An 18,927-nucleotide genomic window follows, 5' to 3' on the forward strand; every position below is an offset into this window, starting at 1 on the left:
CGAACAAAACGTAACAGCGGTTTTATTGCAGAGTATTTCGATCACGAAAAAAACTTGTGTTTAAGCAATTAAGCGAAGCGGGTGATCGAGATGTTGCGGGTAAGTTAGAGCTGACAGGCAAGCAGCTAATAGCGAGGCGCTATGCTGGCGCGGCGGTTTGTTCTGGTAGCGGGAGCCAATGCCGACGCAGCGGTGTTAGCGCGTGTCTCTCAGGCTATCGACGGTCAACTCCAACGCCTTGCGCATATCCAGACGGGCGGAGCGGCCAATGTCCTGGTTGTCCAATTGGTAGCTGCGCTCGGACGGCAGAATCGGTGCGGTCAGATCGTCAGCCTCGACAGGTTCGAAATCCGTATCACGCCCGATGGTTAGGGCGCTCCGACGCAGCAGCTCACGCACCTGCTCCGGCGCGAGCTGTGGATTGATCGAAAGCATCGCGCCGACCACGCCTGTAACCATCGGTGTGGCGTAGGACGTGCCGCAATGTACGTCGCCACGTTTACCGGCTTCCAGCGTTGCGGCACGGGTGCACGCCGAGGCGGTGATGTCGACGCGCATATCGATATTCGATGACGGCCGCTTGGTGACGTATTCCGGATGCTCGACGGGCACGTCGCGCTTGTCGTCGCGCTGGTGCCCGCCGACCACCAGCAACTGTTCGGTGATGAACGAGGAGGGCAGGCGGTAATCGTCCTGACCGGAACGGGCCGAGCCGTTGCCGGCCGAGTTCACCACCAACACATCGGGATGCTCGCGGCGTAACCAGAGGAAAAATTCTTCGAGCAATTCTTCGTAGCCGCTCATGGCGACACCGGAGCGGACCAGCGAATCGACCTCTTCGCCCTCGACATCCCGTGTGCCGACGCGATGAATGCCCCAGCTCCAGTTCAGCACCCGCACGCCATCCTCGACCAGATTCACCGAGGCGGCGACATTGGCGGTAATACCAGCATCGGAATTGCGCTCGACGATTATCTCGAAGCCGGAGCTGGCCGGCTCCAGTGCGCTGAGAAAGCCACTGTCGCCGGGCTCCACGCTACGCGCGGCAAGGATGCCGGTGACGGTAGTGCCGTGTTCGGCTGGCGATTCGGCGTCTCTGGCGTAAACGCAGGCCCGCGGCTCTTGCGGATCACAATCGCCGACATAGTTGGAGAACTCGGGCGAGTCGAAGTCGACGTTGCGTTCGATGATGCCGATGCGTACCGGGTGCGTCTGGATCGGCGCTTTCCTGGATGGCATTCGATGTCGGTAGTAGTCCACGGCATCGAGAAATCTATTGGCGACCCACTCGCTGTTACGCGGTTTTTTTTCCTGGTCCTGTTCTATTGGCTCCTCGGCGCCCGACTCCTCGACCACCACTGCGTCCACGCTCACTTCGTTGCCCAGGCGCAAGACCATGGCGTCGCGCTCGGTCAGGTTCTTGACGGGTAGGCGCAGCTGATAGGTATTGAGCGGTGCGATGGCGCCGACCACTTCGGCGCCGTATTTCTTGGCTAGGCGGCGCGCCTCGTCCAAGCCGTCGTACTTTTCCTCGATGATCAGGCTGATCAGGTTCAGATAAGTCGTCAGCCCGTCCATGTTCTTCGCCACTTCGTCCGGGCCCGCCGCCAGCACATGGCTACCGTTGACCGTCAGCCAGACCGGGTTGCTGCGGCGCTCGCCTTGCTCAAGCCAAAGTGGCCCGCTCTGGTGCCTATCCTTGCGCAACGTGAGGCGCAGGCGTCCGTCTTCTTGACTAGTGACCTGCAGCGGCTTGCCGCTCAGCATCAGCTTCATATCGCCGCTGGCGAGTCCTTCGCTGCGTAGACAGAAGGTCAACTCGTCAGTCGCGAAAAGATTGCCGCACCGCTGCAAATCCTTGAGCCGCAACGGGGCGTCGTTAGCCAAGGCGGGGCCATTGCCCAGCACGAGCAGCAAACCAACCAGGCTAATGAAGGGCGGTTTACTCATTGTCGACGTTGCAAGTAATGCACGCTGAACAGTTCACCGGAGTCGGTCCACTGGCCGCTGCAGTCGAATCCGGCGCTGCTGGCCAGATCGGCAAACGACTCCAGCGTGTACTTGTAAGAATTCTCGGTATGCAGGCTTTCACCGGCATCGAAGTGGAAGCGCTGGCCTTCGATGGTCACGTCCTGCGCCTCGCGGCTGATCAGGTGCATTTCGATGCGCGAATCCTGTTCGTTGAAAAACGCCCGGTGGGCGAAGCGTGACGGATCGATATCGCTGTGCAGTTCCTGGCGGATGCGCTGCAACAGGTTGAGGTTGAATGCGGCCGTGACATGGGCGCGATCGTTGTAGGCCGCTTCGAGCACGCTACAGTCCTTGACCAGATCGACGCCGATCAGCACGCCGCCGCCGGGAGGGAGGATTTCGTGCAGGTGGCCGAGCAGCTTACGCGCCTCCAGCGGCGTGAAATTGCCGATGCTCGAACCAGGAAAGAACACCAGTGGATGATGGATGGTGAAATCGTCCGGCAGCTTCAGTTCGTCAGAGAAATCAGCGCAGGCGGCGTGAACTTCCAGCCAGGGATAGTCGGCGGCCAGGCGCTGGGTGCTGGTCAGCAGGAAATCCTCGGAAATATCGATGCCCAGATAGCTGACCGGACGCAGCCCTTCGAGCAGCAGGCGCACCTTTCGGCTGGCGCCGCTGCCCAGTTCGATCAGGTCGGTCTGCGGGCCGGCGATCTCGCGAATGTCGTTTGCCGCCTCGGCGAGAATCTTTTCTTCGGTGCGAGTCACGTAGTACTCCGGCTGCAGGCAGATCTGCTCGAACAGCTCGGAACCGCGCCGGTCGTAGAAAAACTTCGGCGAAATATGCTTGGGCGATGCCGCGAACCCCGCCAGCGCCTCGTCGCGCAGGGAGCTATCGTGGGCCGGCTGCGTCTGGTCATGGAAATGTACGGCTAGTGCCATCTTTCATAGCTCCCTGGCCAGGCGCAGCCCGGCGAACTGCCAGCGCATGGCGGGCTGGAAAAAGTTGCGGTAGGTGGCGCGGATGTGGGTTTCGGGCGTGGCGCAACAACCGCCGCGCAAGACCATCTGGCCGGACATGAACTTGCCGTTGTATTCACCCAGGCTGCCCTCCAGCGGGCGGAAGCCGGGATAGGGTCGGTAGGCGCTTGCCGTCCACTCCCAGACGTCGCCGAAGAGCTGTGCCGGTCCTTTGTGAGGAGCGCTGGTAGAGACAGGTTGCAGGTAATCGCTTTCCAAAAAATTTCCGCGCAGAGGCTGGTCGGTAGCCGCGACTTCCCACTCGGCTTCGCTCGGCAGCCGGGCGCCGGCCCAGCGTGCGTAGGCGTCGGCTTCGTAGAAGCTGATGTGGCAGACCGGTGCTTCCAGATCGAGCGGTTGCAGGCCGCCAAGGGTCATCTCGTGCCAAGCGTCATCGTGGCGTTGCCAGTACAACGGCGAGTTCCAGCCGCACTGCTGGATCTGTCCCCAGCCGTCCGACAGCCACAGCTCGCTGCGCGCATAGCCGCCGTCGGCAATGAACGACAAATACTCGCGGTTGCTGACCAGGCGATCGGCCAGTTGGAAATCTTCGATGAATTGCCGGTGCCGCGGCGTCTCGCAATCAAAGGCGAAACCCATTCCGGCGTGGCCGATATGGTGCACGCCGCCGGCGTAGTCGTGCCAACGGATGCGGTCGTTGTGCAGCGTTGGCGCTGGCTTGAGGTCGGTGCGGTAGACCGGGTGCAGCGGGTTCTGCGCCAGGATGTGCTTGATGTCCATCAACAGCAGCTCCTGATGCTGCTGCTCATGCTGCAGGCCCAGCTCGACCCGGCGTAGTATTTCAGCGGCATGCTGCTGTGGAGGATTGGCGAGCAGCTCGCCCATGGCGCGGTCGACGAAGTGGCGGAAGCGGTAGACATCATCCACACCGGGCCGGGAGATCAGTCCACGCTGGGTCCGCGGAAAGGGCGTGCTATGGGTTTCGTAGTAGGAATTGAACAGGTGGTCATAGGCCGCATCGAGCGGCTTGTAGCTGGCGAGATAGGGCTTGAGCAGAAACGCCTCGAAGAACCAGCTGACATGCGCCAGATGCCATTTCGGTGGGCTGACATCGGGCATGCTCTGGACGACGTAATCCTCAACCTGCAGCGGTGCGCAGATTGCTTCGCTGGTCGCACGCACCTGTCGGAAGCGCTGCAGCAGATAATCCAGCTCGGCGAGCGCCGGTTGCTGTTTTGGCTGTTCTGCCAGGTTGCCCATGGGCGTCCCCCTTGTTCGTTCCTGGATGTGATGCCATGGACGGCCGTAGCCGCCTCTATAGCGACCCGAAGCGAGGCGCAAAAGTTTCTGCCGAGCGTGGCGGAGCTTGTCTGCGAGACGCCTGCCGCGGTGCGTCCAGCCGGTTATTCACGCTCAATTGGCGGGGTCGGACGAATCAGGATTTCGTTGACATCCACATGCGGCGGTTGCGACAGCGCGTAGACCACCGCCCGGCCAATGTCCTCGGGTTGCATGGCATAGGTGGGTGGTTTGTCGAACAGCGGCGTGTCGACCATGCCGGGCTCGATCAGCGTGACCCGCACGCCGGTGCCGCGCAGTTCTTCGCGTACGCTCAAGCCCATGCCGGTCACCGCCCACTTGCTGGCGCTGTACATCGAACCGGGAATCACGAAGCGGCCGGCAGCGGAGCCGGTCAATAGCAGATGACCACGGCTTGCCTTTAGCGCCTCGATGCTGCAACGCAGCGTCAGACCGACGCCGTAGACATTGGTCAGCAGCATCTCGCGCCAGACCTCGGGATCAGCGCCGCTGAAGCCGCCTTCGCTGCCGGGTATGCCGGCATTCGCATAAACCGCATCGAGCTGGCCGAAATGCGCAAGGACCTGCTGCACCATGGCCTGTTGCTCGGCATATTCCTTGACGTCACAACGGATCGCCAACGCGCGCGCGGGTCCTCCGAGGTCTTTCACCAGCTGCGTCAGCTTGTGCACCGATCGCGCGGCCAGCGCAACGCGGTAGCCGGCCTCGACCGCGAGCCGGGCAGTGGCGGCGCCGATCCCCGACGAGGCACCGGTGATCAGCAGAACAGGATCGGTCATGATCGTCACTCGTCCTTCGTTGATGGAGAATCAATAGTTCGGCGGGGTTTCCGGGATTCCGGTGTCGTCGGTGATGGCTGGCATGGTCCAAGGCTCAAGCCGCTGATCCTTGTCCTCGACGTCCAGGCGCGCCTGCTCGATCACACCGCCGAGGCGCTGCGGACTGGTGTATTCGTCGCGCGATACGCTGGGCACCCGCAACATCTCTGCGCCGCTGCCCGACATCACGGTGAAGCCGAAGCTGTCCTCGTCCGGGTTGGCGCTGGTGACGCAGCCGCACGGCAGAAAGGCTTCGGTGACGAGTTGCATCGCCTCGTCGAGGTTCAATGGTTGGTTGCGCATGGCGTTCTCCATCGTCGGGCTGTTTGAAGTGGACCGCCGCGGCGGGCGGCCGTTTCCTTGCAGGCGACGGATTGCGCTTCCAGCCCTTGTAGCCGAGCCGTAGCGGCAGCATATTCAGGCGCATGAAACCAACTCCTGTTCACGATGCGCTGGGCGCGTTCCATCCAGCGGTAGCTGGCTGGTTCAGCCGCAGCTTTCCAGCGCCGACACCCGCCCAAGCCCGAGCTTGGCCTTTGATCCGTTCCGGTCAGTCGACATTGGTGGCCGCGCCCACGGGCTCGGGCAAGACGCTGACAGCCTTTCTCGCCGCCATCGATCGGCTGGTGCAGCATGGCCTTGAAGGTGGCCTGACAGACGAAACCTCGGTCGTCTACGTCTCGCCCCTCAAGGCACTGTCGAATGACATCCACGTCAATCTGGAACAGCCGCTGGAAGGCATTCGCGCCGAGTTGCAGCGCCTCGGCCTTCCTGCGTTAGACATCCGTACGGCGGTGCGCACTGGCGACACCCCACAGGCCGAGCGCGCGGCGATGCGCAAGCGGGTGCCGCATATCCTGGTGACGACGCCGGAGTCGCTCTACGTGCTGCTGGGCTCGGAGTCCGGCCGGCAAATGCTGACGGGCGTGCGCAGTGTGATCGTCGACGAGATTCATGCCATCGCGGGCAACAAGCGCGGCAGTCATCTGGCCTTGTCGCTTGAGCGGCTGGAATCGCTCTGTGCGCGGCCGCTAGTGCGCGTCGGGTTGTCCGCAACGCAGAAGCCTATCGAAGCGGTCGCTGAGTTTCTGGTTGGCGGGCCGGATCGCAGCTGCGCGGTGGTGGATATCGGTCATGGCCGCGCTCGCGATCTTGCGCTCGAGGTGCCGCCGGTTCCGCTGGAAGCGGTGATGAGCAACGACGTCTGGGAGCTGGTCTACGATCGATTGGCGGCTCTGGCTGGCGAACACCGGACCACGCTGGTGTTCGTCAATACGCGGCGGATGGCCGAGCGCGCCGCAAGACATTTAAGCGAACGCCTCGGTAACAGGGTGGTGGCGGCCCATCACGGCAGCCTGGCTCGTGAACAGCGATTGGATGCCGAACAGCGGCTCAAGCGCGGCGACCTGCGAGTGCTGGTGGCCACCGCCTCGCTGGAGTTGGGCATCGATATTGGTGACGTCGAGCTGGTCTGCCAGCTGGGTTCGCCGCGCTCGATATCGGCTTTTCTGCAACGCGTCGGCCGTGCCGGCCACCAGGTCGGCGGTGTATCCAAGGGCCGCTTGTTTCCCAGCTCGCGCGATGACCTGATCGAATGCGCCGCGCTGCTCGACAGCGTCCGCCGTGGTGAGCTGGATACCTTGGTGATCCCGTCGGCGCCGCTGGATGTACTGGCGCAGCAAATCGTCGCCGAGGTGTCGTGCCGCGAGTGGCAGGAGGACGCGCTATTCGCGTTGATTCGCCGTGCCATGCCTTATACCGACTTGAGCGAGGCGGATTATCAGGCGCTATTGGCGATGCTCGCCGAGGGCTATACCACTCGTCACGGCGCACGCGGTGCATACCTGCACCGGGACTTGGTCAATCGCAGCCTGCGTGGTCGGCGCGGTGGCCGTCTCACCGCACTGACCTCCGGCGGCACCATTGCAGATAACGCCGATTACGCCGTACTGCTCGAGCCGCAGGGCTTCAACATCGGCACGGTGAACGAGGACTTTGCAGTCGAAAGCCTGGCCGGTGACGTGTTTCAGTTGGGTAACACCTCCTACCGCATCATCAAGATCGAACCCGGACGGGTGAGAGTGGAAGACGCTCAGGGGCAGCCGCCGAATATTCCGTTCTGGCTAGGCGAGGCTCCGGGACGCAGCGATGAACTGTCGGCGGCGGTGGCGAGGTTGCGGGAGGAGATCAATGAGCGCCTGGCCGACGCGGGACCCTGTAGGAGCGAGCTTGCTCGCGAACCTGACACACCCGAGGCGCCGGAATTCGCGAGCAAGCTCGCTCCTACAAAAGCGCAAGGCAGCGAGGCGCCGGCGCGTCCGGTGGCCGCAGGCTTGTCTCCATCTCCCCTTGGGGGAGAGGGCCGGGGTGAGGGGGAGGCGGTGTGCACGGTCGACCTGACCCCCGCCATCGACTGGCTTACCAACACACTTGGTCTACCTGACGCGGCCGCCCGCCAGATCGTCGAATATCTGGCTCGCGCCCGTTCGGCGCTGAGCGCGCTTCCAACGCAAAACCGCCTGATCATGGAGCGCTTCTTCGACGAATCGGGCGGCACTCAACTGGTCATTCACTCGCCCTTTGGCAGCCGAATCAATCGCGCCTGGGGTTTGGCGCTGCGCAAGCGCTTCTGCCGCACCTTCAACTTCGAGCTGCAGGCCGCCGCGACGGAGGATGCGATCATCTTTTCGCTGTCCACCAGTCACAGCTTTCCCCTCGAAGAGATCTGGCGCTATCTGCATCCCAACAGCGCCGAGCAGGTGCTGATCCAGGCATTGCTCGACGCACCGCTGTTTGGCGTGCGCTGGCGCTGGAACGCCACCACCGCCTTGGCGCTGCCGCGCATGGCCGGTGGGCGCAAGGTGGCGCCACAGCTGCAAAGGATGAAGAGTGAAGACCTGCTCGCTACCGTCTTCCCCGATCAGGTCGCTTGCCTGGAAAACATCGTCGGCGAGCGCGAGATTCCCGAACATCCGCTGGTAGCGCAGACGCTGAATGATTGCCTGCACGAGGCCATGGACAGCGAGGGTTGGCTGGCGCTGCTGCGGCGCATCGAGGCGGGCCAGGTCGAGCTGCTGGCGCGTGATCTACCGGCGCCTTCGCCGCTGGCGATGGAAGTGCTCGGCGCGCGTCCCTATGCGTTTCTGGACGATGCTCCGCTGGAAGAGCGGCGCACCCAGGCCGTACTCAATCGTCGCTGGACCGACCCTGAGTCCAGCGACGATCTCGGTGCTCTGGACGCCGCGGCGATCGAGGCTGTGAGCGAAGAAGCCTGGCCGCAGGCGCGTAGCGCGGACGAGCTGCACGAGGCGCTGATGGGTCTCGGCTGTATCGCCGAAAGCGAATCTCAGGCTCAGGCGCAGTGGCCGGATTGGCTCGCTGACCTGGCGAGTGGCGGCCGAGCGGCACGGATGCAAGTCGCGCTGGATCGCGCGCTCTGGTTGCCGGTCGAGCGTCTGAGCCTGTTGCAGTCGATCTACCCCAACGCTCGTTGCGAACCGGTGCTTGCGCCGCTGCCCGGCTTCGAGCAGCAGTTGGGCGAGGATGACGCCCTGGTCGAGCTGGTGCGCGCGCGCCTGACCGGTTTCGGCCCCTTGCCTGTTGCATTGATTGCACGGTCTTTAGCCTTGCCGGCATCAGCCGTCGCGTTGTCATTGACGCGTCTGGAAGCCGAGGGCTACGTGTTGCGCGGACGCTTCACTCCGGGCGCGGCGGAGGATGAGTGGTGCGAGCGACATCTACTAGCGCGCATTCATCGCTATACGGTCAAGCGTCTGCGCCGCGAGATCGAACCTGTGGAGCGCGCAGATTTCATGCGGTTTCTGTTCGATTGGCAGCACCTGTCCGAGGCGACGCGGATGCAAGGCCGCGATGCGCTCGGCACGGTAGTCGAGCAACTCGAGGGGTTCCAGGCCGCCGCCGGAGCCTGGGAAAGCGACCTGCTGCCTGCCCGCTTGAAAGACTACGGTGGCACCTGGCTGGACGAACTCTGCCGGTCCGGACGCATCGTCTGGACGCGTCTGGCGGGGCGCATCAAGGCCAGCAGCGGCCCGGTGCGCGGCACGCCGATCGTCCTGCTGCCGCGTCGGCATCTGGCGGCTTGGTATGCGCTGGCGAGCGATGCGCCACAGCCAGAGCTTTCATCGCGCGCGCAGCGGGTATTCGAGACGCTGCAGGGGCAGGGCGCGCTGTTCTTCGATGAGTTGCAGCACGACGCCCATCTGTTACGCAGCGAACTCGAGGATGCCCTGGGCGAATTGGTCGCGGTGGGGCTGGTCAACGCCGACAGTTTCGCTGGTCTGCGCGCATTATTGGTGCCGGCGGCCAAGCGTTCGCGCGGCGGCCGTCATAGCCGCGGCGGCGCCTTCATCGGCGGAATGGCCGACGCTGGGCGCTGGGCCCTGGTTCGCAAAGGCGCACCGGCAGTCGCCGAAACGCCCACGCGCCGACCGATGCTCGATCCTGAAGCGTTGGAACACATTGCCATGACGCTTCTACGCCGATACGGCGTGGTGTTCTGGCGGCTGCTGGATCGGGAAGCCGACTGGCTGCCGCCCTGGCGCGACTTGCTGCGCGTTTACCACCGGCTCGAAGCGCGTGGCGAGATTCGCGGTGGACGCTTCGTCGCGGGAGTCGCGGGCGAGCAGTTCGCCCTGCCGGAGGCGGTGGGCCTGCTGCGTGAAGTACGCAAGCGACCACTGGAGGGCGAAATGATCGCGGTCTCGGCGGTCGATCCGTTGAATCAGCTCGGCACCCTGCTACCCGGTGAACGCGCACCCGCGGTGGCGGGCAATCGCATCCTCTATCGCGACGGCGCGCCGCTGGCGTTGTTGATCGCTGGCAAACCGGAACTGCTGGCAGAGCTGGATGAGAATGATCAGCGCAAGGCACGGCAACTACTGGCCGTGGCGCGCCGCTAAATACGTCCGGCAAACGAAAAGGCCGGCTGCGATCGCTCGCAGCCGGCCTTTTCAATACAGCGGTAAGTCAGCCAGCGACCAGCACGCGAATCGCCTCCAGGCGCAACGCGGCTTTTTCCAGCATCGTCAGGCCTTCTTCACGCTGCTTGCGCAGGGCTTCGATCTCGCTGTCACGCACGCTGGGGTTGACCGCTTGCAGTGCGGTCAGACGGGCCAGCTCTTCGTCGAGGCTCGCCTTCAGCTTGCGCTGTGCTTCGGCGACGCGCTCGGTGTGGCGCGGGGCAACCTTGGCTTCAGCGTCGGCGATCTGCTTGGCGAGCACGTCGCGCTGGGCCTGGACGAACTTGTTGGCGCTGGCGCGCGGGACGCTTTCCAGCTGATCGGTAAGGGTTTCGAAGGCCACTTTCGGTGCCAGGTCGTTGCCGTTCGAGTCGAGCAAGCAGCGTAGCGCCAGCGGCGGCAGAAAGCGGTTGAGCTGCAATGCACGCGGCGCTACCACTTCGCTGACGAATAGCAATTCCAGCAGCACGGTGCCGGGCTTGAGCGCCTTGTTCTTGATCAGCGCCACGGCGGTATTACCCATGGAGCCGGACAGCACCAGGTCCATGCCGCCCTGCACCATGGGGTGTTCCCAGGTGAGGAACTGCATGTCTTCGCGGGCCAGCGCCTGCTCGCGGTCGTAGGTGATGGTCACGGCTTCGTCGTCGCCGAGCGGGAAGCTGGCATCGAGCATCTTTTCGCTGGGGCGCAGGATCAACGCGTTTTCGGAATGATCTTCGCTGTCGATGCCAAAGGCGTCGAACAGCTCTTCCATAAAGATCGGCAGGGCGAACTGGTCGTCCTGTTCTTCAATCGCTTCGACCAGCGCCTTGCCTTGTTCGCCACCGCCGGAGTTGAGTTCCAGCAGGCGGTCGCGACCGGCATGTAGCTCGGCTTCGAGTCGTTCGCGTTCGGCGCGCGCTTCCGTGATCAGCGCCTGGAACTCGTCATCATCGCCTTCTTCCAGCTGGCTCAGCAGGCGTGAGCCGAACTGATGCTGCAGGGCGTTGCCGGTGGGGCAGGTGTTAAGGAAGGCGTTTAGCGCTTCGTGATACCACTTGAACAGACGCTCCTGCGGGCTGGTTTCCAGATACGGCACGTGCAACTGGATCACATGCGCCTGGCCGATCCGGTCGAGACGACCGATACGCTGCTCCAGGAGGTCCGGGTGCGCCGGCAGATCGAACAGCACCAGATGATGGGCGAACTGGAAGTTGCGACCCTCGCTGCCAATCTCGGAACAGATCAGCACCTGCGCACCAAATTCTTCGTCGGCGAAGTAGGCGGCGGCGCGGTCGCGTTCGAGGATGCTCATGCCTTCATGGAACACGGTGGCCGGAATGCCGGAGCGCACGCGCAGCGCGTCTTCCAGATCCAGCGCGGTCTCGGCGTGGGCGCAGATCACCAGAACCTTGAACTTCTTCAGCATCTTCAGGGTGTCGATCAGCCATTCGACACGCGGATCGAAGGTCCACCAGCGGTTCTGCGCATCGGGCACTTCTTGAAGACTCTGGAAGCTGACTTCCGGATACAGTTCCGCGTGCTCGCCCAGCGGCAGTTCCAGATATTCGGCTGGGCAGGGCAGCGGGTAAGGATGCAGCTGGCGCTCCGGGAAGCCGCGCACGGCGGCACGGGTGTTGCGGAACAGCAGGCGTCCGGTGCCGTGGCGGTCGAGCAGTTCGCGAATCAGGCGACTGCTGGCTTCGATATCGCCATCGGTGGCGGCGGCAAGCAGTGCTTCACCCTCGGCGCCAAGGAAATCGTGAATGGTCTGGTGCGCTTCCTGCGACAGGCGACCCTCGTCGAGAAGCTCTTGCACCGCCTGCGCGATCGGGCGGTAGCTGGCGCTCTCGGCGCGGAAAGCTTCGAGGTCATGGAAGCGATTCGGGTCGAGCAGGCGCAGGCGGGCGAAATGGCTTTCCTGGCCCAACTGCTCAGGAGTCGCGGTTAGCAGCAGCACACCGGGGATGACTTCGGCCAGTTGCTCGACCAATTTGTATTCGGGGCTGGCGTTCTCGGGGTGCCAGACTAGGTGATGCGCCTCGTCCACCACCAGCAGATCCCAGCCGGCGGCGAAGGCGGCGTCCTGAGCGCGGTCGTCGTCCTTCAGCCACTCAAGCGAAACCAATGCGAGCTGAGTGTCTTCGAAGGGATTGCTGGCATCGCTTTCGATGAATCGTTCGTCATCGAACAGCGCGACCTGCAAGTTGAAGCGGCGGCGCATTTCCACCAGCCACTGATGCTGCAGGTTCTCGGGGACGAGGATCAGCACGCGCTTGGCGCGGCCGGAGAGCAGTTGGCGATGGATCACCAGGCCAGCTTCGATGGTCTTGCCCAGGCCCACTTCGTCCGCCAAAAGCACGCGCGGGGCGATGCGATCAGCGACTTCACGGGCAATATGCAGCTGGTGCGCGATGGGTTGTGCGCGAACGCCGCCCAGGCCCCACAGCGAGGAGGTCAGCTGTTTGCTCTGATTTTCCAGCGTGTGGTAACGCAGCCTGAACCAGTTCAGCGGGTCGATCTGGCCGGCAAACAGACGATCGCTGGCGAGGCGAAACTGGATGAAGTTCGAAAGCTGGGTTTCCGGCAGCGTGCGGGCTTCGTTCTGCGCGGTCAGGCCGTGATAGACCAGCAAGCCATCGACGTCGTCGACCTCACGTACGGTCATCTTCCAGCCTTCGAAATGCGTGACTTCATCGCCCGGGACAAAGCGTACGCGGGTCAGCGGAGCGCTGCGCGCGGCGTACTGGCGGGTTTCGCCGGTCGCGGGGTAGAGCACGGTGAGCATCCGTCCATCTAGCATGAGGATGGTTCCCAGACCGAGTTCCGCTTCGCTGTCGCTGATCCAGCGTTGCCCCGGTAGATACTGCTGCGCCATGCTGCCTCCCGCTGTGAAAAAAGCGCGCTATGGTAACGGAACACTGTCGCAAGAGCGACGACAGATGCCGACCGGATAACGCTTGGAGTGTAGCGTTGCTGTTAAAGTCGGCAGCAGTTCAGTCGATCAACTGGCACAGGCCTTGGTAAGGCGCACCGATTGATCGCGGGGTTGTTATGGGAGAGCACAGATGCTGCCAATTATTCCGCCCGGCACTGTTCAGGTCACCGCGCAACAGGATGTGATCAAGCCGCGACCGGAAGTCGCTCCGGTCGCGCCGGTGCAGCCGAGCGCCAACGAAAGCTCGGTAGGCCTCGAACGCCGCCATCCGCAGGAAGCCGAGCAGATGCTGCGCGACGAGCAACGCCGACGGCAGCGACGTCGTGGTTACACCGCGCAGGAGTTGGCCGAAGGCGAAATCGTTGAAAAGGATGCCCTGGAGGAGTTACCCCGCCAAGGGCTCTGGGTGGATGTCGAGGTTTGATCCGCATCCAGCAGGCGTCGCAATGATCGACCTGCCGCACGCCGATCTGGACTATCTGCCGCAGTGGGTCGGCGCAGAAGTCGCCGACCGCTGGCTGCGTGATCTGATGATGCAGACACCTTGGTCGCAACCCCAAATAAAGCTCTACGGCCGTAGTTTCTCTGTGCCGCGGCTGGTCGCCTGGTATGGCGATGCCGGTGTGGGATACCGTTATTCAGGTCTGGTCCACGAGCCGTTGCCATGGACGCCGCTGCTGAGCGAAATCCGCGAGCGAGTCGAGACGCAAGTCGGTCAGCGCTTGAGCGGCGTACTGCTCAATCTGTATCGCGACGGCCAGGACGCCATGGGCTGGCACAGCGACGATGAGCCGGAACTCGGCCCGGAGCCGCTGGTGGTTTCGCTCAATCTGGGCGCGACGAGGCGGTTCGACTTTCGTCGCAAGGGTGCCAGCCGGATCGAGCACTCGATTGCACTCGAACATGGATCGCTGCTGGTCATGAGCGGCCCGACGCAGCATTATTGGCAGCACCAGATCGCCAGGACGCGCAAGGTATCCGAACCGCGTCTCAACCTGACATTCCGCCAGATCATTCGCGAGCCAGCCTTATGAGCAATGAAGTGAAGCTGATCGATTTCAGCGTCGAGCGTGAAAAGCGGGTCCATGACATCAAGGAAAAGCGTCTTGCCGAGATGCGTCAGGCGTTCGAGCAGGCGCTGCCGCTGACCAAGCCGAAAAGCAAGGGCAAGAGCAAATCTAAAAAGCGTTAGTGCCGTTTCTCTCGCAGAGCTCAGCTTCGCGCGTAGCCAATACGATCATTCGTACCGACACGGTCGCTTTCGCAAGGATTGGACTTCGTTTGGTATCGACGCCCTGGCTGCGGAGGTGTCTTCGCTTCGATCACCAGAGCGCCTGACGGCGCTCCGGCTCAACCTCAACCGAAGCTGATTGGCGGCAGCTCTTTCAGTTCAACGGTCTCTTCACGGCGCGGCGCCAGTACTTCCGCTTCGCCGTCCACCACCTGCTCCTCGTTCTGGTTGAACACGCGGGTGGCGATGCGCACGCGGTTCTTCGGCAGCTTCTCGAGGATTTCCAAACGCACAGTAAGGGTGTCGCCAAGCTTCACCGGACGGGTGAACTTCATCGTCTGCCCCAAATAGATGGTGCCCGGTCCCGGCAGGGTGCAGGCGACCGCCGCACTGATCAGCGCGCCGCTGAACATGCCGTGGGCGATGCGCTCCTTGAACGGCGTGCCGGCAGCGAATTCGGCGTCGAGATGGACCGGGTTGCGGTCGCCCGACATGGCGGCGAACAGTTGGATGTCCCGCTCCTCGACGGTTTTTTCGAAGCTTGCAGTCTGACCAACCTCCAGAGCGGAGTAGGGGGTGTTGCTGAGCGTGCTCATGCGTAAACCTCTAGGTGCGGGGGAACTGATGATAGACGCTGCCGCGACGGCATTAGCGGCAAATCATGATTGGCGCGGCACGGCGAGCCGCTTTGTGGGGCTGCATTCTAGAGGGCGGCGCGCCGGTTGTCCCGGTTGCCAACGGCTTTGCTGCCGTGAGCGGAGATTCACATCATTGATTACGCTGCCTGAGCTATTGCACGGCATTGCGGAGCTGTTAAGTTCGCCACAGCCCGCCGCGAGTGGGTCAGACACTCTCAGGTAAAGAGGCCAATAACAATGCAACCTGATTTCTGGAACGACAAACGTCCCGCCGGTGTGCCCAACGACGTGGACATGGGCGGCTTCCGCTCGGTAGTGGAAGTGTTCGAGCGATCCTGCAAGACCCACGCAAATCGTCCTGCGTTCAGCAATATGGGCGTGACGCTGACCTATGCCGACCTGGAGCGCTATTCGGCGGCTTTTGCGGGATGGCTGCAGAATCATACGGACCTGCAGCCGGGCGATCGTATCGCGGTGCAGATGCCCAATCTGTTGCAGTATCCGATTGCCGTTTTCGGCGCCCTGCGTGCCGGTCTGATCGTGGTCAATACCAACCCGCTCTATACAGCGCGGGAAATGCGTCACCAGTTCAAGGATTCCGGCGCGCGGGCGCTGGTCTATCTCAATACCTTCGGCAAGTTGGTGCAGGAAGTGCTGCCGGAGACGGGCATCGAGGTGCTGATCGAGGCGCAGATCGGTGACATGCTGCCGTCGGTCAAGGGGCTGTTGGTTAACGCTGCGGTCAAACATGTGAAAAAGATGGTGCCGGCCTACAGCCTGCCGCAGGCGGTCTCGTTCAAGCATGTACTGCGTGATGGCGGCCGCCACAGTCTCAAACCGTTGCCGCTCAGCCTCGATGACATCGCGGTGCTGCAATACACCGGTGGTACCACCGGAGTGGCCAAAGGCGCGATGCTGACTCATGGAAATCTTGTGGCAAACATGCAGCAGGTCCGTGCCAACATGCAGCAGTTGGACGAACAGGGCCAGACCCTCATCAAGGAAGGTCAGGAGATCATGATCGCGCCGCTGCCGCTGTATCACATCTATGCCTTCACGGTTAACTGCATGTGCATGATGGTGACTGGCAACCACAACGTGCTGATCACCAATCCCCGTGACATCGACGGCTTCGTCAAGGAATTGCAGAAATGGCAGTTCACCGGCTTTCTCGGGCTGAACACGTTGTTCGTCGCGCTCATGGCGCACCCGGAATTCAAGAAGATCGATTTCTCTGCGCTCAAAGGCACCAACTCGGGCGGCACTGCCCTAGTTTCCGCCGTGGCCGAGCGCTGGAAAACCCTGACCGGTGTCACCGTAACCGAGGGCTACGGGCTGACCGAGACCTCGCCGGTGGCCTGTGCCAACCCTCATGGGGACAAGTCACGCCTGGGTAGCGTCGGGCTGCCGGTACCAGGCACTGCGCTGAAAATCATCGACGATGACGGCCAGGAACTTCCGCTAGGTGAGCGCGGCGAGCTGTGCATCAAGGGTCCGCAAGTCATGAAGGGCTACTGGCAGCGCCCGGAAGCCACCGCCGAGGTGCTGGACGCCGACGGCTGGTTGAAGACTGGGGATATCGCTGTAATTGACCCAGACGGCTTCGTGCGCATCGTCGATCGCAAGAAAGATCTGATTATCGTCTCTGGCTTCAACGTTTATCCCAACGAAATCGAAGACGTGGTCATGGCGCACCCCAAGGTTACCGCTTGCGCCGCGATCGGCGTGCCCGACGACAAGTCGGGGGAGGCGGTGAAGCTGTTCGTGGTGCGCAGCGACGCCAGCCTGACCATCGAGGAGCTGCAGGCTTACTGCCGTGAGAACTTCACCGGCTACAAAGTGCCTCGGCATTTCGTCTTCCGTGACTCGCTGCCGATGACCCCGGTCGGCAAGATCTTGCGTAGAGAACTCCGCGACCAGGCGTAACCCCTCGCTGCCGGCGGCGCCGGCAGCTTTGCAGTGTGACCGATAACTTTCTGCCGGTCACTTTGTGCCTATTTCTCTAAGGTTTGATACTGTTCGGCCAGTTTCAAAACTGCTAACCTCCAACCGCTTTTTGACCGGAATTGCGGTACAAAAATTAACAAAACACAACAAAACAGCTGCTAATTGCAGTAAAGCTGTCGCTTAGGAGTGGGGCTTCATGACCGATAACTTCTGGAAGGATAAATATCCTGTCGGGGTCGAAAGCGAGATCAATCCCGATGAGTACCAGAACATCCAGGCTGTGCTCAAACAATCGTGCGAGCGTTTCGCGGACAAGCCGGCCTTCAGCAATCTCGGCAAGACCCTGACTTACGGTGAGCTGTACACACTATCCGGCGAATTCGCCGCCTACCTCCAGCAGCACACCGATTTGCAGCCGGGCGACCGCATCGCGGTACAGCTTCCTAACCTGCTCCAGTATCCCGTTGTCGTATTTGGCGCCATGCGTGCCGGTCTGATCGTGGTCAACACCAACCCGCTCTACACCGCGCGGGAAATGGAGCACCAGTTCAATGACTCCGGTGCCAAGGCACTCGTCTGCCTGGCCAACATGGCTCACCTGGCTGAGGAAGTATTGCCGAAGACCGGCATCCGCCACGTAGTCATCACCGAAGTCGGCGATATGCTGCCGACCGTAAAACGCATGCTGGTCAATGCCGTGGTCAAGCATGTGAAAAAGATGGTCCCGGCTTACAACCTGCCCAAAGCGATCAAGTTCAACGATGCCATGGCGCTCGGTCGGGGCAAGGCGGCTCGCGAAGCCAACCCGGCTGGCGACGACACTGCCGTGCTGCAATACACCGGCGGAACCACGGGCGTGGCCAAGGGCGCAATGCTCACCCACCGCAACATCGTCGCCAATATGCTGCAGTGCCGCGCATTGATGGGCTCCGAGCTGGGCAATGGTTGTGAAACCATGGTCGCGCCGCTGCCGCTGTACCACATCTACGCATTCACCTTTCACTGCATGACGATGATGCTGATCGGTGCCCACAACGTGCTGATCACCAATCCGCGTGACCTGCCGACCTTCGTCAAGGATCTGAGCAAGCATCGTTTCACTGGCTTCGTCGGGCTCAACACGCTGTTCGTTGCGCTGTGCAACAACGAGGATTTCCGCAAGCTGGACTTCTCGTCCTTGAAAGCGACTTTCTCCGGCGGCATGGCATTGCAACTGGCGGCAGCCGAGCGCTGGCAGCAAGTGACTGGCTGCTCCATATGCGAAGGCTTCGGTATGACCGAAACCAGCCCGGTGGTGTCGGTCAACCCGTTCGGAGGCATTCAGATCGGCACCATCGGCATTCCGATGCCATCGACGCAATGCAAGGTCATCGATGAGGACGGCAACGAGTTGTCGATAGGCGCGACCGGCGAGCTGTGCGTAAAAGGCCCGCAGGTAATGAAAGGTTACTGGCAGCGTCAGGAAGCCACCGATGAGATTCTCAGCGCTGACGGTTGGTTGAAGACCGGCGACATCGGCATCATTCAGGCCGACGGTTATATGCGCATCGTCGATCGCAAGAAGGACATGATTCTGGTGTCCGGCTTCAACGTTTATCCCAACGAGCTGGAAGACGTGCTCGCAACCCTTCCGGGCGTACTGCAATGCGCGGCGATTGGTGTGCCGGACGACAAGTCGGGTGAGGCGATCAAGCTGTTCGTGGTGGTCAAACCCGGCGAGAGCCTGACCAAGGAGCAGGTCATGCAACACATGCATGACAATGTGACGGGCTACAAGCGGCCCAAAACCGTTGAATTCCGCGAAAGCCTGCCGACCACCAACGTCGGCAAGATCCTGCGGCGTGAGTTGCGTGACGAAGAGCTGCGCAAGCTTGGGAAAAAGTAAGATCGCGATACGTAAAAAGCCCCGCTTCGGCGGGGCTTTTTCATTTCTGACGGGGGAGCTTACTCGTTCCACTCTGTGACGGATGCGGTTCGAATTTCTGCCTGCAAGATCAACTCCGCACCGTTATCGCCCAAGCGCTTGGGCTATATGACCCTTCCTTGCGGAACCAAATGCTTCACTCCATACTGCCGCCCATAATCAAAACAAGAACAGCGTTTGCAGTTTCTCAAGCCCAAACGCG

The 18,927-nt window shown here is 62.0% G+C and carries 13 protein-coding genes; 6 read left to right on the forward strand and 7 right to left on the reverse strand.

Annotated features, from left to right (window positions below):
- Positions 1-195: 195 nt before the first annotated feature.
- From D7241_RS02015 to D7241_RS02035, 5 genes are all read right to left on the reverse strand, one after another.
- Complete coding sequence (locus tag D7241_RS02015) at positions 196-1,950, reverse strand: S8/S53 family peptidase (RefSeq protein ID WP_408100099.1); 1,755 nt, start codon at positions 1,948-1,950, stop codon at positions 196-198.
- Positions 1,947-2,912 (reverse strand): L-histidine N(alpha)-methyltransferase, encoded by a 966-nt coding sequence (egtD, locus tag D7241_RS02020; RefSeq protein ID WP_408100100.1) that lies wholly within the window; start codon positions 2,910-2,912, stop codon positions 1,947-1,949. The genes D7241_RS02015 and egtD overlap by 4 nt, the downstream gene beginning before the upstream one ends.
- A 3-nt stretch (positions 2,913-2,915) precedes the next feature.
- Positions 2,916-4,211, reverse strand: coding sequence for an ergothioneine biosynthesis protein EgtB (gene egtB / locus D7241_RS02025; RefSeq protein ID WP_408100101.1), 1,296 nt, complete (start codon positions 4,209-4,211; stop codon positions 2,916-2,918).
- 143 nt (positions 4,212-4,354) lie between these two features.
- Positions 4,355-5,050: an SDR family oxidoreductase gene (locus D7241_RS02030; RefSeq protein ID WP_255983603.1), complete on the reverse strand. Its 696-nt coding sequence runs from the start codon at positions 5,048-5,050 to the stop codon at positions 4,355-4,357.
- A gap of 30 nt (positions 5,051-5,080) precedes the next feature.
- Complete coding sequence (locus D7241_RS02035) at positions 5,081-5,392, reverse strand: hypothetical protein (RefSeq protein WP_255983605.1); 312 nt, start codon at positions 5,390-5,392, stop codon at positions 5,081-5,083.
- A 122-nt stretch (positions 5,393-5,514) separates the two neighbouring features.
- Between D7241_RS02035 and D7241_RS02040 the strand changes: the two genes are divergently transcribed.
- On the forward strand, positions 5,515-10,008 hold the full coding sequence (locus D7241_RS02040) for a DEAD/DEAH box helicase (RefSeq protein ID WP_408100102.1): 4,494 nt from the start codon (positions 5,515-5,517) through the stop codon (positions 10,006-10,008).
- Positions 10,009-10,075: 67 nt separating this feature from the next.
- On the opposite strand, the gene rapA is transcribed toward D7241_RS02040, so the two are convergent.
- Positions 10,076-12,925: an RNA polymerase-associated protein RapA gene (rapA, locus tag D7241_RS02045; RefSeq protein WP_408100103.1), complete on the reverse strand. Its 2,850-nt coding sequence runs from the start codon at positions 12,923-12,925 to the stop codon at positions 10,076-10,078.
- A gap of 190 nt (positions 12,926-13,115) precedes the next feature.
- Between rapA and D7241_RS02050 the strand changes: the two genes are divergently transcribed.
- From D7241_RS02050 to D7241_RS02060, 3 genes are read left to right on the forward strand one after another with little or no spacing between them, the layout of a single operon-like run.
- A complete protein-coding gene (locus D7241_RS02050) occupies positions 13,116-13,409 on the forward strand; it encodes an aspartate-semialdehyde dehydrogenase (protein WP_408100104.1) in 294 nt (97 codons plus the stop codon).
- Between the two features lie 22 nt (positions 13,410-13,431).
- Positions 13,432-14,019, forward strand: coding sequence for an alpha-ketoglutarate-dependent dioxygenase AlkB family protein (locus D7241_RS02055; RefSeq protein ID WP_408100105.1), 588 nt, complete (start codon positions 13,432-13,434; stop codon positions 14,017-14,019).
- Complete coding sequence (locus D7241_RS02060; RefSeq protein WP_408100106.1) at positions 14,016-14,177, forward strand: hypothetical protein; 162 nt, start codon at positions 14,016-14,018, stop codon at positions 14,175-14,177. The genes D7241_RS02055 and D7241_RS02060 overlap by 4 nt, the downstream gene beginning before the upstream one ends.
- Positions 14,178-14,341: 164 nt before the next feature.
- Here D7241_RS02060 and D7241_RS02065 read toward each other — a convergent pair whose 3' ends face one another.
- On the reverse strand, positions 14,342-14,812 hold the full coding sequence (locus D7241_RS02065) for a MaoC family dehydratase (RefSeq protein WP_408100107.1): 471 nt from the start codon (positions 14,810-14,812) through the stop codon (positions 14,342-14,344).
- 279 nt (positions 14,813-15,091) lie between these two features.
- Between D7241_RS02065 and fadD2 the strand changes: the two genes are divergently transcribed.
- Both fadD2 and fadD1 read left to right on the forward strand, forming a co-directional pair.
- The gene (gene fadD2, locus D7241_RS02070) at positions 15,092-16,780 is read left to right on the forward strand and encodes a long-chain-fatty-acid--CoA ligase FadD2 (RefSeq protein ID WP_408100108.1); all 1,689 of its coding nucleotides are present in this window, start codon (positions 15,092-15,094) and stop codon (positions 16,778-16,780) included.
- Positions 16,781-16,997: 217 nt separating this feature from the next.
- Complete coding sequence (gene fadD1, locus D7241_RS02075; RefSeq protein WP_408100109.1) at positions 16,998-18,686, forward strand: long-chain-fatty-acid--CoA ligase FadD1; 1,689 nt, start codon at positions 16,998-17,000, stop codon at positions 18,684-18,686.
- Positions 18,687-18,927 lie beyond the last annotated feature (241 nt).

Origin of the sequence: Stutzerimonas sp. VN223-3, assembly GCF_045999685.1 — a bacterium.
GTDB classification, from domain to species: Bacteria; Pseudomonadota; Gammaproteobacteria; order Pseudomonadales; family Pseudomonadaceae; genus Stutzerimonas; species Stutzerimonas stutzeri_AR.